Below are 15,592 nucleotides of genomic sequence, written 5' to 3'. Positions count from 1 at the left end.
TTACCTCCCGATAAGTTTTCTTATTGTGTCTACCAATATCTTATTCTCAGAGTTTGTTTTGACAGCAACTCTAAAATAGCTATCATCCATTTCTATAAAGTCTGAACAGTCTCTGACTATAATACCTGACTCAAGCAAATCTCTTGAGAGATTATTTTTATATCTGCAAAGAAGAAAATTAGCTCTTGACGGAAAGATCTCTATTCCAATCGAATTGAGTTTTTTTTCTAAAATACTCTTTTCACTTTGTATTTTTAAAATAATCCGGCTCATATCCTGTTTTAGAGAAAACTTTGCGGCTTCAAGAGCCAAAGTATTTATATCCCATGCAGGAGTGAGTCTGTTTAATTCTTTTATTAAACCCTTACTCTCAGTTAAAAGATAACCGAATCTAAGTCCGGGGAAAGCAAAAAGCTTTGTAAGGGATCTTAGTACAGCCATGTTTTTATATTTTGAAAGCATCGATATTTGTGAATACTTATCTCCATTTTCTACAAATTCTAAAAAGCATTCATCAAGTAAAACAAATATATTTTTTGCTTCACAAAATTCAAGTAATATTTGCAACAAATCATCTTCTATCAAATATCCGGTTGGGTTATTTGGATTTGTAAGTACTAAAATATCCGTATTATCTGATAATGTATTAAATATACTGTTACTTATATTAAGTTTTTCCATATTGTAATAGGTAATATTACCCGATACAGCTTCAGCCGCCAATCTGTAAGACTCAAAGCTCGGTACAGGTATGCAGATATCAGACTTCTTATCAAAGGCTTGAAAAAGTCTAAATATAATACTGTTTGCACCATTTCCAAGATAAATATTCTCTTCACTTACATTATGCTTTTTACCTATCAAAGCCTTTATTTCGGAGTAATCCTGATTTGGATAATTATCTAAAATATCTATTGAGTCTTTTAAAACTTTTTTTAACTCCGGATCAAGGCCGTAGGGATTTATACTTGCAGAAAAATCTATATATTTTTTTCCTGTTTTTGCAAACTCTAAAAGCCTACCACCGTGCATCTTTTGCCTCTCTGTACTCATGGCTGAAATGCTTGTCATAAAGCTTACTGAGTTCAAATTCATCGGCTAAGAATCTTCCTACATAAACAAGAGCTGTTTTATTAATATCTGCATTCTTAACTTCCACGGCAATATTTTCAAGAGTTGACATTATTATCTTTTGATCAGGCCAACTTGCCTTATATACTACTGCCGCAGGTGTATCCTTTGGATATGAGGTCATAAGTTTATTTGCCAGCTCTTCAATACTTGCAATACTTAAAAATATTGCCATACTGGCCTGTATTTTTGCAAGATTTTCAATGCTCTCAGCCTCAGGCACAGGTGTCCTTCCTGCCATTCTTGTAAGTATCATAGTTTGTGTAATACCGGGCAAAGTAAACTCACGTTTCAGTGCAGCAGCACCTGCAAAAACAGAGCTTACACCGGGAACAACTTCATATTCTATTCCTTTTTTATCAAGAGCCACCATTTGTTCCCTAATAGCCCCATACATAGCAGGATCACCTGTATGAACTCTGGCTACACTTAGTCCTTTATCATATGAGTCAAATATGATCTCCAGCACATCATCAAGACTGAGTGATGCTGAATTTATCAATTTTGCCCCTTCTTTAATATCTGTAAATAATTCCTTATTAACAAGAGAACCCGTATAAATAATAATATCTGAATTATCTATTATTCTCTTTCCCTTAATTGTCAAAAGCTCAGGATCTCCTGCGCCCGCACCTATAAAATAAAGCATGCTATGCCCCCAATTATCAAATTTATTATCAGTAAAACCATATAAGAAAGATATGTAATATTATTTAATATTACAATATCATCTGCACTTACATGTTCATTGCCGTCACCGATACTTCTTTTTTTTACTAATTTACCGAAATAATATGCATCACCAAGCAGTTTAGTATTAAAAAAACCGGCAATTACACTTTCAGTTTGTCCTGCATTAGGACTTGAATGAATATATCTGTATTTAAAAAATGCATGTACTGAATTTCTAAATATTTGAGTATTATTTTTAACTGATGATACAAAAAATATAACTATTAAAAGTATAAAAGCGGAAAATCTTGCCGGTAAAAAATTAACTACATCATCAAGTTTGGCCGCCGCTTTACCTATATAAAAATATTTTTCATCCTTATAGCCGATCATTGAATCCATTGTATTTACAGCCTTGTACACAACAGGAAGCACAAAAATCAGCCATGAAAATTTCATATCGGAGCATATAGCAACCACAGCACCTAATGTGGCATAAAACCATGGAGCAACAATTCCGTCCGACATATTTTCTGCCACTGTCTCTATAACCGCTTTAGTTATCTGTTCAAAATCAAGACAGTCTGTATCTCTTCCTACTATCATGGAAAGAAACTTCCTCGACTCATCTATATTACCTGATCTTATTGCATGATAGACCTTCATACTCTCATATCTCAAAGATGCCTTGGCAAATATTTGAAAGAATAAAAAGCACTCTAATAAAAAGCCTAAATAGAAATTTATTCTATAAATAACTATATCAATAAAATATGCCAAAAACCCCCAAAACAGTATATTAAAGAGAACAATAAGAAATCCGGCAAATAATAAAGCGGATTTCGACTTGAATTTTTTTCTGAAAAACTTCTCAAGTACTGAAATGCTGCTTCCAATAAATCTAACTATATGTGGCAATTCATGAAAATCTCTAATAAAGAAATCCGCTATAAAACCGGAAATAAATGCCAAATAATGAATCATTTTTATTTAAGGTGCAAGTGCCAGTACCAAAACTACAACCAGCTCGGCCAGTTGCAGAAAATACCCTGCCAGATCACCTGTAATACCCCCAAACTCTTCAAAAGATTTCACTCTGTAATACATAAAAACTAAAAATACGGAAATTGCACATAATAATCCGTAATTAATATTTATTATTATCATGGCTACACTTCCAAGTAAAATAAATCCTATCAATACCGTTCTGTTGGTATATATCAGACTTTTATCAGCAAACTCAAATGCAAGTCCGCTACCCCTGGCATTTTTAAAAACTATTAAAGAAAGCGCACTATATGCTCTGATAAGCATATATGAAACAGCCAATATATATATTCTTATGAATCCTTGAAATGTAAGCAAGGATGCAAAATATAATAATATATATACCAACCCTCCTATTATGGCAAATGCACCTGAGTTGGAATCCTTTAAAATATTCAGCTTCTTTTGTTTATCCTGATTTGATCCAAGAGCATCCATAGTGTCTAAAAATCCATCCATATGAATACCGCCTGTATACAAAATAGGTAAGACCGTAAGTACAGCTGCAATCAGAATAGGATTTACATTAAGTTTATTTAAAAATATAGAAAATGCGATCAAAAAAACCCCCTCTACAATACCTACAACAGGTAAAAATAAAAGGCAGTATTTCATATTTTCTTTTTCCCAGTTAAAATTCCTAACAGGAATTTTAGAATACATGGCAAAGGTAATTGCCATTGATTTGAATAAATTACTCATATTAACTTTTTATCATAGGGTAGACCGTAGACTACCTCTATTACCCTATCTGCTACCTCAATTATTTTAGTATGCAAAGAATAAAGACAATCAATAAAGATGTCCAGCTCTTTGCTTTGATTTCTTTCGGTAGAAAATATATCATTTCCTACAATAAAAACAGAATTACACCTATCTTTAAGAGTAATTATATCAGAAAAAATCTCTTCTGTAATCTCTTTAAAGTTATTTTTAAGTCCAGCTTCATTAAAAAGATTATTGGATAAAAGATTAGTCAAATCTTCAAGTAAAATATTATCATCCTCATCTATATTCAAATCTTTTATATGCCTCGGTTCCTCAATAGTAAAAAATCCTTTTCCTTCTCTTTGTAAAAGGTGCTTCTCTACTCTTTTGCCTGCATATTCACCGGTATTTTCCATTGTAGCAAGATATATCTTTTTATTAAATTCCCTTGATATCAGTTCCTCGGCATATTCAGATTTTCCGCTTGATACACCTCCATAAATATAAGTTATCATACAAATCTCTTATACTCTTCTATCTTAATATCCGAAAATGAAGCATTCTTTGTATAAATCTGTGATATAAGATCAAGAAGAGGAAAAAGCATGGCGCAACCGCTTCCCTCACCTAGAGCCAAAGAAGCATCAATTACAGGTTTTAATTCAAGAATATCAAATATAGCATTTGCTACAGGCTCACGGCTTAGATGTGATGCTATCATATATTCTTTGCAAAGCGGATTTAAATAATAAGCCAAAAGAGCTGAAACCTCAGAAATCACGCCATCTATTACAACAGGTATTTTGTATATAGCGCCTCCTACAAATATCCCTGTAAGAGCGGCTATATCAAGTCCACCGATAGATGAAAGCAGATCAATTGTAGCCAATACTCTTGTATCTACACTTTCTGAATTAATGGAATCAATAAAAGTCTTATCTCTAAAGCCATATTTATTTATTCCGGCTTCTATTATCTCCATTTTTCTTTGCAGCTTAATATCATTTAGTCCCGCACCACGACCTGTAACATTTGCAACGGGTAGGTTTAAAAGGGCTGATGACAGAGCCGATGAAGTGGTAGTATTTCCTATACCCATTTCACCTGTGCCTATAATATTTATACCTTTATTTTTGAGGTTTTCAACTATTTCTATACCGGAAAGTACTGCTCTTAAACTTATATCTATAGGCATTGCTTTTTCTTTTACAAAATTATTGGTACCATGCATAAGTTTATGATTTATAACACCCATCGAATAGATATCGGTATCAAAGCTGTCAATACCCATATCTATCACCATTAAATCGGAAGCGCAAGATCTGCATAAAACTGATATGCTTGAAGTTCCAAGAACCATACTCTTTGCCACGGCTAAAGTTACTTCCTTACCTGACTGTGATATACCTTCCTCCACCACTCCGTTGTCGGCACACATAACAGTAATACATTTTTTATCAATAACCGGAATTTCACTTTCAGATATAGCTGAAAGTTTTTGAAATATCCTTTCAAATTCTCCCAGACTGTCAAGCGGCTTTGCAATGGAATCCCAATGCTTTTTAGCTAATTGTTTGTATTGTGTTGAAGTATTTGTAATGCCCGATGACAAAAATTTTAATTTATCCATCAGTTCATTTTGTATTTCAGTCAAAACCGGTAGTCTATACATTGCTTTTCCTCTCTAAATATTCTATCAAGTTTTCTATCAGAAATTCATAGCCACGCAAATATATATGCGGAAATCCGGCAAATATATTTTTATATGCATTTATACAATCCCATTCTTTGCTCTTATTTGCTTTTAGGGCATGAGCATATTCACCATTATTTGTAGAATCAAAGTAGTGGAATTCATGGCTTCGTATCTTTTGATTCTTTTTCATAAGTACACTGTCAGATTTTGCTTCTATTTCTATATAACCGAATCTCACAAGCTTTTTAGTTTTAAATGCTTTGCCGTCTATAAGTCCTACACCTCTAAAGCTTTCACCGTTATTATCTTCAAAATTTTTATGAAGATAAATAAAACCTCCGCATTCGGCGATAATCGGTATATCTTTTGCCTTTGCTATACTTTCAAGCATTGAGAAATTTGATGAGAGCTCATTTGTGTAAAGCTCAGGATAACCTCCTGAAAGCCATATGGCTGAGATGTTTTTGGGAAGATTCTTATCATGTAAGGGACTGAATTTCACTATTTCAAAACCATATTCTTCTAATACCTTTATATTTTCATTATAAGTAAATGAAAATGCCTCATCAAATGCAAATGCAAGACGGTACTTTGACATTATATTATTCAGTGTAACATCCTTTGCTTTATATGACGGTATATTACAGTCAATATTTAAAGTAAACTTTTCAAACAGCTTAAAATCTAATGTTTTAGAAAGCTCATCAGAGAGTTTATCAACTATTTTAAATATATCCTTTCCAGGCTCATTTAGTCCCAGATGTCTGCTCTCCATATGATAATTTTCATTATAATACAAAAATCCCATTAGAGTTAGATCCGACTCGCTTAATCTCTCACGAATCACACTTATATCATAATCAATCGGTACTTTATTTACTATTACAGTCTTTACACGATGAGAAAACTTTTTAAGGTATTCACCTACAGTATCAATCTCATCTATATCTACTACAAGAATAGCATCTATCCCTATTTCCTCAGATACAATACAGGCACTGCATCTTTTTCCTTCTCCATATACCCCGTCAAACAGTCCCATGGCACCTTCTATAATGGCCATATCACCTGTAAAGTTCCTAAAAAAGAGATTTTTAAGTTCACCGGGTCTATATTCCGGTTCCAAAAAGAAAGGATCTAGATTTGTAGAAGGACTTCCTGCAATCTTTTCATGATACATTGTATCTATGTAGTCAGGTCCTGTTTTATATATGGAAACAGTTTTTCCCTTTCTTTTAAATATATTTATAAGCCCCAATGTGATCAATGTTTTACCGCTTCCGGACTTCATTGCAGAAACCATAAAGGCTTTTTTATCTTTTGGTAATATCATAAGTTTAACTTCTCAAATACTGAATGTACTCTTTTATCATTTCCTCGAGTTTATCTCTGTTTTCAACTAAATGCGGATAAAAGCCTGTTACTCCATAGGAGATCATATTGGATAGTCCTGAAAATCTGTAGGCTGTTTCAGAAGATTTATTTCTACTTTGTATTGCACTTTCAATTTTATCCACATAGGATACTGATTCTAAAGTCTGTCTACCGGCAATCCTTGTATAAAACTTCCAGGTACTTTCTTCAGTATCTTCTTTGGTTCGAGGTACTGAATATACTTTTTTCATATTGGCAACGATCTCATCTTTTTTAGATATCTCACCCTCTGATTCATAAATATATGCCTGTAATCCCCATATAGATAAAATCCATGTCCAAATATTAAAATCAATCTTTTCAGGTATATCTATATTTACAAGATTATATATATTTAAGATCTCATCTTTATAATCATAAATATATAACCAAAAAGCAAGATCATGTAGATTTGTCATGTCTTTGCTTCTTGTCAGAGCAAAACTATTTGCTAGTTTTTTAGATAATTTAACAATATTTTTTTCTTTGTATTTTAAGCTAAGTTCATCAAAATTCATCTTCATTATTCCAATCATAATCTTCTTCATTAAAGTCATCCTCAAGGAAACCTTCAATAATTCTCTCACTATGACTTCCGTCAGCTTTTGTTTCTAACAGTGCCCAGTTTAAATCATCATCTTCCGACCTTGGATTTCCTTCTTCAAGAAAAGAATAAAACTTTGATATAACAGCTTTTGTATAAATCTTTAAAAATCTTTCAGCTTCACTTTCACTGAAGCAATCATTAAATCTGTCAAGTAACTCTTTATCATCTTCATAAAATTCATCAGCCAACTCGAGATTTCCTTCAATATCTCTTACTATCTTTTGCATTTCCTTAAATACCGACATCCTGGCAAATTGTGGAATATTTTCTGTAACTTCACTGTATGCGGCAGGTATATTATTTCTAAAACCTGCATTATTCATCTTTACTACAAGGTCAAGTATTGCCTTCTGTTTTTCTTTGTCCAAAGATGAAATATTGGATAAATAGAATTCTTTAGCTCTATTATCTAATTTTTCGCTTTTAATAATCTTTTTCAATTCTTCTAATGTGTCCATAAAGACCTCCGATATGTTTATATAAATACTTTATCACATCTTTTTTATAAGTAAAGCAAACCTTTACAGTAAATATATTCTTATATAAAAAAGCCGTCACATATTGTGACAGCCTTTTAGCATCATATTCTATCATTCTTTACTGTAAACAATATACATTACAACTCCTATAAAGAGCATACCGCCTATTATATTACCGATAGTTACAGGAAGTTCATTTGTAAGTAAAAAGTTTTTCCAATTCAATGTTGCAATTTTTTCAGCAGTTATTCCATACTTGGTCATAGCAACTTCCACATATTTACTGTTGCCTGCAGCAAATATACCTGCAGGAATATAGAACATATTTGCAACACAGTGCTCAAACCCGCCTGTTACAAAAGTCATAATAGGCAAAAAGCTTGCCAATACTTTTCCTGATATGTCTTTAGACAGACCGGCCATAACAACTCCAAGACATACAAAGAAGTTACATAATATACCTGATATAAGTGCTGAACTGAAAGGTATATTTGCCTTTGACAATGCAAGTTTTATTGTAAATGCACCCATAAGACCGTCGCTGTATTTGAACTGACCGCTGAAAGCTACCAGTATTGCAAATAAAATTCCACCTATAAGATTAGAGATGAATACAACAATTAGCACTCTAATCATATCGGAAACCTTATATTTTCCCTTTAAAACACCGATTATCATAAGACAGGCACCTGTAAAAAGTTCTCCGCCAAATAACACCATCATTACAAAACCTATAGGGAATACCAACCCTGCTACAAGTCTTGCAATTCCTGTATTTGAAATATCGTGTATAGCTACACTGCTTGCCATTGCTCCTGCTCCGATAAGCATACCTGCAAGGATACCCAATAAAATCATTTTGTGTAGCGGACGTTTAACTTTGCCTTCACCGGCCTCTATGAGATTTTGTGTAACCTCAGCTGTAGTATTTGAAAAATTCATAAATACATTTCTCTCCTATTCCTGTTAAAAAAATAACCTTATATATTTTACAAAAAATAGAATATATGTCAAGGTAAAATGAATTTGCTTTACTTAATACCCCAAACTATAGTAACATTATCACTGACTTTAATATCTTCAGGTTCTATATCTACATTATATCTTGCTTTATCCTTAAGTTCACTTTTATGTAAGAAATTTGGATTGCTTCTCATTGGAATAACTTCAAAATTAATATCCAGCCATGAGTAGTCTATACTTATAATGTCTAATAATTCAACTCCTGCAGCTTTAGATAAAATTTCCGCTTTTTCTCTTGCATCTGTGACGGCATTTGCAAGTAATATATTTTTAGATTTTTCAGGTTCATTTAGAAAAAAAGTAAATCTAAATTCAGGTTGTAATGAAGTGCAATCCGCTAATAGATTAAGAATATCTCCAAGTCTTTTTTTATCATTTGGAAATTCAACCTTTAGTGTATGTCGATATCTATAACCTAAAAATCTTGTTTTCCACTCATCATCATTGTCTTTGTATTATTCTCTTTCTATGTCCACATTAAAATCTATTGTTTTTATATCTTCCGCTTCAAAGTGTTCTTTTTTCAATAAGCTTTTTAAAGCTATTGTGTCCTCGGCAGATACTTTAAGAGCTTCTGAATATTCATACTTTACTCCTGTAAGTTCTATTGTAACTCTTGTCATATCAGGCTTGACTTTAAGATTACCATTTCCTGTAACTCTAATTGTTCTACTACTCATACTCTTCCTCTTTATTTTACATTTTAATTACTCCAATAAACACCATATTCTGTGCCATCATCATATTATAAGGTCCCACTTCTTTTGACTTTGACACATTAATGGCTGTAATTTCGGTATCATAGCCTTTTTCCTTTGCAATTTTTACAATATCCGTTATCTGCGCAATGGTTTCCATGGTTATAGCTGAAATTACAATTGTATGGTTCTTTTTTGATGTAAATATCATTTCAATTATACTGCTAAGCTCACCGCCGCTACCGCCGATAAATATCTTATCCGCATCAAGTATATTATCCAGTCCATCAGGTGCTTTGGCATGTATCAGCTCTATATTTTCAGCGCTGAAATTATGTATATTCTTTTTTATAAGCTCTACAGCAAGAGGATTTTTCTCTATGGCATAGACTTTTCCCTCATAGGCAAGTCTTGCCATTTCAATACTTACTGAACCGCTACCGGCACCGATATCGTAGCATATACTATCTGGACGAATATCAAGTTTGCTCATAATAACAGCTCGAACTTCTGATTTTGTTATCGGCACTTTATCCCTTGCAAATACTTCATCAGAAAGTCCAAAGCCGATGGATTTATCAGCATCAGGATTTGATATGATCATACAGTTTAAATCGGATATCTCCATATCAAGTAAATCAGATGCTTTAGCCGTCGTGATTCTTTCATTTTCATATGATAGATTTTCCCCAAGTGTAATATCAAGATCAAAAAAACCAAAAGAAATAAGCTTTCTACATATTTCTTTTACCCCTTCAGCTTTCGAAGTGATTATAAAGGTATATTCATTTGAGTCAATATTGTGATACAAAAGTTCTTCCCTACCATGAAATGATAATATCTTCACCTTTGAAATATCAGTATTTGTTTTTGCACATAAATAACTTAAGCTGGATATTCCGGGATATGTATTTATAACACAATTTTTAAAAGCTTTTTCATCTTGTATTGCGACATTTAGTCTTTCAACCAGCTTAATACTCCCACTAAAAAGTGAAATATCTCCACTAAATACTATGGCTATTTCGTTACCCATATTTTCTTTTATAATTTCCAGAATTTTCTCTGTATTATATTCTATAAAAAAAATCTTATCCGGAAAGTCTTCCTTTACACTTTCCACTATTCTTTTTGCACCTATAATTACACCGGATCTGTCTATTGCATCAATAGCTGACTTTGTCAAAAGATCAGGATTTCCCAGTCCTATTCCGACAAGATTTATATTTCTGGCTTTTACCATACTTATACCTACTCATTATATATTTTCTCTAAATTTAATTTACACTCTTCTACAGATATACCTGTGATCTCAGTTTTCGGCATAATAATCACAGGGATACAAGCTGTATTTTTTGCAGCCTCAATCTTCTCATCAAAGCCACCGCTTCTTCCGGATAATTTACTTACAAGATATTTGCAATCAAATTCCTTTATAACAGCTTCATTTAAATTTTTTGAAAAAGGTCCCTGCATTGCTATAATATTTCTTGACGGTATACCGGCAGATATACAGGCATTGATAGAGTCTATACTTGGCAATACTCTTGGAAATAAACGATTTGAAAGTTCACTGAATTGGGCAATTTCCTTACTGCCTGTTGTAAGTAAGATATTTCCCTCTGTATTTAAAAGATAATCAACCGCTTCTTTGTTACTTGAAAATTCAAGTACATCATTTAAAATCACATCCATAGAATCTCTTTTTATCTTAAAAAATGTAATACTTTTGTCCAAGACCTTTATTGCAGCTTCAATATTTTTTGATATCTCATATGCATATGGATGTGTGGAATCTATAATACAGGATATATTATTTTCCTCTATAAGTGCAGCTATTTCTTCTATGTTCAGTCTCTTATTGCTCACCGTAACAGTTTCAAATTCCGGAAGCACTTCTTTTCCATACTCTGTTGCTACACAAAGTATAGTCGATATTTTAAGTTTATCACAAAAAGCGGCCAGTTCTCTTCCTTCTGTAGTACCTCCAAAAATAAGTACCTTACTCATTGGAATATCCTCTTGGTGTAACAAGTTTGCCGTCTATAACCTTTGTCATTGAGTTTCCTATAAATACGGTTTCAAACATTCCTACCTGTACGTCTTTTAATTCAGAAAGAGTGTATACAGTATAACCTTCACCATCTCTTCCTATATTCTTTGCTATAGCACATGGTATTTCTTCGCTCTTATATTTTAATAATATTTCACATGCTTTTTTTAGATAATCCACTCTCTTTTTACTTCCGGGATTATATATTGAAATACAAAAATCTCCTATTGCGGCACATTCAAGTCTTTTTTCTATCTTCTCCCATGGTGTTAAAAGATCGCTTAAACTTATTACAGCAAAATCATGTATCAAAGGTGCACCTATAATGGCTGCACCTGAAAGAGCTGCTGTGACTCCGGCTACAGTCTTTACATTCACATCTTTATAGTCAGGTGCTATACCGAGCATAAGTCCTGTGAGTCCGTATACACCGGCATCCCCTGAGCAAACCATTGCTACAGTCTTTCCTTTATCTGCCTCTTCAAATGCCATTACACATCTTTCATATTCCTTTGTCATAGGTGTGGAAAGACATTCCTTATCAGGCCATATTTCCTTTATAAGATCTGTATATACCGTATAGCCTATAACTATATCGCTCTCTTCTATTTTCTTTATGGCTTCAACGGTCATCTGATCATATTTACCCGGTCCCATACCTATTATATAAATTTGTTTCATTTCAAACCTCTTACTATAATTATTGTAAAATATCCGCTTGTTTCAGGAAGATTTTTTGCTCCGACAAATAATCTTTCATTTGTCATACCGCAATTTTCCACCATATAAATATCATAATCAAACTTTTCTTTCTTGATATATGAAGCCAGTTTCTCATAGCTTCTTCCAGATTTCATAAATACCAAAGTACCTTTAAGTTTAAATGCCTCTTCAAACGAGTATGATGAAGGAATTACATGAAGCTCTTCATCAGCCAATGTAAGTGGAATACCAAGTGTCGCCGCACCGGCACTAAATGAAGTAATTCCCGGTATAGTAATTACTTCTATCCCTTCTTCTTTCAGTCTTTGTGCAATATATGAATAAGTCGCATATACTCCCGGATCTCCAAGTGTCAGAAGTGCTACATCTCCTTCTTTTAAAAGTTCTTTTATCTCATTGGTGATTTTTGAATGTGCTTGCTCCAATACATCGGAATCCTTTGTCATAGGAAAATCTATGCATAATTTTTCTTTTTCATTTATCTCCGGAAGTATTTGCTTTACAATGTTAAAAGCAATGGAAGTATCATCGCTTTTTCCGGGATAACATATTGTTTTGGATTTTTTTATAGCATTTAACGCCTTTATTGTCATAAGCTCCGGATCTCCCGGACCTACTCCGACACCATATAATTTATTCATTATTTTCTCCTGTATCTATAATCATTATATTATCACTGAATACAATAATTCTGATTGCTAAATTATTTTTAAATTCTTCGATATTTGCATATCTGTTTTTATGATAAAATATCTCAGCCTTAAATGCACGGTTATATGCATAGTAAAGCATCTGATTTGCAAGTATATTAAAGCAATTATCAAAGTTATTATCTTTTATTATATTTACAGCACCTGTAGTGGTCTTTTGTTCGAATATATTTGAAATAACCTGAATCGGTAATTGTATATTTTCCTTTATACAAAGTTTCAGTACTGATGATACAAGCAATTCAAGTCTGGAATCCGAATCATTTGAGTGTGTATTCATTATTCCGCCTGACAGCTTTATAAGCTTACCCAAGTCTCCACATAGTACAATTTCTCTTGCATCATTTGAGATTGAATAATCAATACTTTCACCTATAAAATTGCTTATGATAGCGACTGTAGTGCTGTTTATATTAAAATTTTTTTCTAAGAATTTTGCACCTATATTTCCCGGTGCCAAATATACGCGTCTTTCTTTTGAATTATTTAATCTGAATTTTATATCAGCTTCTATTGTTTCTAAAAGAGCTGTTTTACTCATAGGCAGTACCAGTCCTGAGGTACCGAGTATTGAGATTCCACCTATAATTCCAAGTCTTTCATTAAAGGTCTTTTTTGCTATCTCCACTCCGTTTTCCACCATAACAGTTATATTAACTGTTCCTTTAAATCCGGCTTCTTTTAATATACGTGAAAGATTGTCAATCATCATTTGTCTTGGCACCGGGTTTATAGCCGCCTCACCTTTTGGCAGAGCCAGTCCGTCTTTTGTAAATATTCCGACGCCTTCACCCGCAAAAAAATTAAATTCAAGATCATTTTCTTTTTTTATAAATTCAAGCTTTGCACTGATTAAAATTCCGTCAGTAACATCAGGGTCATCACCGGCATTCTTTTTTACACCACAGATAAAAAAATTATTTTGTTCTTTGTAATATTCTATAGGAATACTTAGAGTAATCCCTGCCGGTAACTCAACATCAACAATATCCTTTTTATCATCCAGATACATATATGCAGCAGCTATTGCCGCAGCAGTTGCTGTAGTTCCTGTGGTAAAGCCATACCTCTGAGTATGGCCGTTTTTTATATTAAATTCATCAATTGTCATATTTACGCCTTTGGTATCTTGAATGAAAATTCGACACCGTCAAGTATATTTCTTACAGCAACAGTACCGTTATGAGCTTCTACTATCGCCTTCACTATAGAGAGTCCTATACCGCTTCCTCCGTATGCTCTGGAATGAGCCTTATCCACCTTAAAGAACTTTTCCCAAATATTGTTTAAATCTTTTTCAGGAATAGGATTACCTGTATTATAAACACTAAAAGTTATATTTTCTCCATCATCGGAAACATTTATTTTTATTTCTCCTGAGTCACGTACATGATGAATAGAATTACTGATATAGTTTGTAACTACCTCTTCTATCTTAAATTCATCAGCATTAAGAAATATTTCTTTGTCGGAATCAAATTCAATATTTACATTCTTTTCACCTATAAGTATTGATATTGAACCCAGCACGGACTCAATGAGAGAAGTCAGATTAAAGTTCTCCTTATGTAAAATACTGTTTCCTGACTCAAGCGAAGAAAGTGTAAGTAATTGTTTTACCATTTTATTCATCTTTTCACTTTCATCAAGTATGACTTCGGTATAGTATTTTCTGCTCTCTTCGTCTTCACAAAGACCTTCATTCAGGCCTTCAGCATAGCCTTGAATAAGTGCAATAGGTGTCTTAAGCTCATGAGAAACATTGGCAATAAAGTCTTTTCTCATCTCATCAATAGCTTCTTTTCTCTTAATGTCTTCTTTTAACAGTTCATTAGCTTCCTGTAATTCGTAAATAGCTTTTTCAAGTCTGTCGGACATATAATTCATATTTTGTCCAAGCGTCTGTATCTCATCACTTCTATTGCCTGCATATTTGGCAGTAAAATCAAGCTTACCCATTTTATTTGATATATCAGCCAGCTCAAGTATCGGATTTGTAATCATTTTGGCAATAATAAATGTAAGTATGACAGTTATAATAAATCCTATAATTGCCATATATATAAGGAATCTGTTTGAAATACTTACACTTTCCTTTAAACTTGCAACAGGAGTAGACATAATAACTATCGTTTGATTATCACTGCAGTATCCGAATCCTTCTATAAAAGAAGTTTTTTGCATTGTTTGATGTAGTATTATTGTGTAATTTCCATTGCTGTACAATATATTTTGTTTTTGATTTCCAATAAATCCGTCTTGTATTCTACTTATAAGTCCGTCGCCTTCTCTTGCAGATGAGTATATTGCTTTATTTGTAAGGGAATCTACCAAAGCAATTGTTATATTATATTTATTTGAGTAATCCATAATAATATTTTTGAGACTTTCATTAATGACAGATTCCTTACTACTTTCATCAATTATAGGCTGACCCAAGGAGCCGATTTTCATTACCTCATTATCTATTTTTAGGTATGCCTTTTTTATTTCGCTTACCTTTTCATTTTGATAAAACCATCTCAATCCGAAATTATTTAAAATCCCTATGGACAGCAATAATAATGATATAATTAAAAGTATTATCAAAGTGATTTTCATACGCAGTGAATGGCTGAATTTTTGTATCATA

16 protein-coding genes and 1 pseudogene are annotated in these 15,592 nt (G+C 32.9%); all 17 read right to left on the bottom strand.

Translation table 11 applies throughout. The features are described from left to right. Positions 1 to 1,095 carry a pyridoxal phosphate-dependent aminotransferase gene (locus EHV10_RS05495; protein WP_330508473.1) on the bottom strand — a complete coding sequence of 365 codons (1,095 nt, stop codon included), beginning with the start codon at positions 1,093 to 1,095 and terminating at the stop codon, positions 1 to 3. Next, positions 1,019 to 1,780, bottom strand: a complete 762-nt coding sequence (gene cobM, locus EHV10_RS05490; protein ID WP_128673794.1) for a precorrin-4 C(11)-methyltransferase — start codon at positions 1,778 to 1,780, stop codon at positions 1,019 to 1,021. Before cobM ends, EHV10_RS05495 begins: the two co-directional genes overlap by 77 nt. Then, positions 1,765 to 2,775 (bottom strand): adenosylcobinamide-phosphate synthase CbiB, encoded by a 1,011-nt coding sequence (gene cbiB / locus EHV10_RS05485; RefSeq protein WP_243116078.1) that lies wholly within the window; start codon positions 2,773 to 2,775, stop codon positions 1,765 to 1,767. The genes cobM and cbiB overlap by 16 nt, the downstream gene beginning before the upstream one ends. Positions 2,776 to 2,793: 18 nt before the next feature. Continuing rightward, entirely contained in the window at positions 2,794 to 3,552 is a 759-nt protein-coding gene (locus EHV10_RS05480; protein WP_007591984.1) for an adenosylcobinamide-GDP ribazoletransferase, read from the bottom strand. Continuing rightward, positions 3,549 to 4,073 (bottom strand): bifunctional adenosylcobinamide kinase/adenosylcobinamide-phosphate guanylyltransferase, encoded by a 525-nt coding sequence (locus EHV10_RS05475; RefSeq protein WP_128673792.1) that lies wholly within the window; start codon positions 4,071 to 4,073, stop codon positions 3,549 to 3,551. The genes EHV10_RS05480 and EHV10_RS05475 overlap by 4 nt, the downstream gene beginning before the upstream one ends. Further along, the gene (locus tag EHV10_RS05470; RefSeq protein ID WP_128673791.1) at positions 4,070 to 5,230 is read right to left on the bottom strand and encodes a nicotinate-nucleotide--dimethylbenzimidazole phosphoribosyltransferase; all 1,161 of its coding nucleotides are present in this window, start codon (positions 5,228 to 5,230) and stop codon (positions 4,070 to 4,072) included. The genes EHV10_RS05475 and EHV10_RS05470 overlap by 4 nt, the downstream gene beginning before the upstream one ends. Further along, positions 5,223 to 6,587 (bottom strand): cobyrinate a,c-diamide synthase, encoded by a 1,365-nt coding sequence (locus EHV10_RS05465; protein ID WP_128673790.1) that lies wholly within the window; start codon positions 6,585 to 6,587, stop codon positions 5,223 to 5,225. The genes EHV10_RS05470 and EHV10_RS05465 overlap by 8 nt, the downstream gene beginning before the upstream one ends. Before the next feature lie 4 nt (positions 6,588 to 6,591). Beyond that, on the bottom strand, positions 6,592 to 7,215 hold the full coding sequence (locus tag EHV10_RS05460; RefSeq protein ID WP_243116077.1) for a DUF6707 family protein: 624 nt from the start codon (positions 7,213 to 7,215) through the stop codon (positions 6,592 to 6,594). After that, positions 7,175 to 7,732 (bottom strand): peroxidase, encoded by a 558-nt coding sequence (locus EHV10_RS05455; RefSeq protein ID WP_128673789.1) that lies wholly within the window; start codon positions 7,730 to 7,732, stop codon positions 7,175 to 7,177. Before EHV10_RS05455 ends, EHV10_RS05460 begins: the two co-directional genes overlap by 41 nt. A 132-nt stretch (positions 7,733 to 7,864) precedes the next feature. Further along, on the bottom strand, positions 7,865 to 8,695 hold the full coding sequence (locus EHV10_RS05450) for a formate/nitrite transporter family protein (RefSeq protein WP_128673788.1): 831 nt from the start codon (positions 8,693 to 8,695) through the stop codon (positions 7,865 to 7,867). An 89-nt stretch (positions 8,696 to 8,784) separates the two neighbouring features. Beyond that, a pseudogene (locus EHV10_RS14510) lies at positions 8,785 to 9,456 on the bottom strand (SIMPL domain-containing protein). Between the two features lie 16 nt (positions 9,457 to 9,472). After that, the gene (gene cbiE / locus EHV10_RS05435; RefSeq protein WP_128673785.1) at positions 9,473 to 10,717 is read right to left on the bottom strand and encodes a precorrin-6y C5,15-methyltransferase (decarboxylating) subunit CbiE; all 1,245 of its coding nucleotides are present in this window, start codon (positions 10,715 to 10,717) and stop codon (positions 9,473 to 9,475) included. An 8-nt stretch (positions 10,718 to 10,725) separates the two neighbouring features. Then, positions 10,726 to 11,484 carry a precorrin-6A reductase gene (gene cobK, locus EHV10_RS05430; RefSeq protein WP_128673784.1) on the bottom strand — a complete coding sequence of 253 codons (759 nt, stop codon included), beginning with the start codon at positions 11,482 to 11,484 and terminating at the stop codon, positions 10,726 to 10,728. Further along, positions 11,477 to 12,208 carry a precorrin-3B C(17)-methyltransferase gene (gene cobJ, locus EHV10_RS05425; RefSeq protein ID WP_128673783.1) on the bottom strand — a complete coding sequence of 244 codons (732 nt, stop codon included), beginning with the start codon at positions 12,206 to 12,208 and terminating at the stop codon, positions 11,477 to 11,479. Before cobJ ends, cobK begins: the two co-directional genes overlap by 8 nt. Next, entirely contained in the window at positions 12,205 to 12,891 is a 687-nt protein-coding gene (gene cobI, locus EHV10_RS05420; RefSeq protein ID WP_128673782.1) for a precorrin-2 C(20)-methyltransferase, read from the bottom strand. Before cobI ends, cobJ begins: the two co-directional genes overlap by 4 nt. Beyond that, a complete protein-coding gene (gene cbiD / locus EHV10_RS05415; RefSeq protein WP_128673781.1) occupies positions 12,884 to 14,071 on the bottom strand; it encodes a cobalt-precorrin-5B (C(1))-methyltransferase CbiD in 1,188 nt (395 codons plus the stop codon). Before cbiD ends, cobI begins: the two co-directional genes overlap by 8 nt. A gap of 2 nt (positions 14,072 to 14,073) precedes the next feature. Continuing rightward, positions 14,074 to 15,591, bottom strand: a complete 1,518-nt coding sequence (locus EHV10_RS05410) for a sensor histidine kinase (RefSeq protein ID WP_128673780.1) — start codon at positions 15,589 to 15,591, stop codon at positions 14,074 to 14,076. Position 15,592 lies beyond the last annotated feature (1 nt).

Source organism: Lachnoanaerobaculum gingivalis (genome assembly GCF_003862475.1).
GTDB lineage: Bacteria > Bacillota > Clostridia > Lachnospirales > Lachnospiraceae > Lachnoanaerobaculum > Lachnoanaerobaculum gingivalis.
The sequence above is the reverse complement of the archived record's forward strand: the minus strand, read 5'-3'. Positions and strand labels throughout refer to the sequence as shown.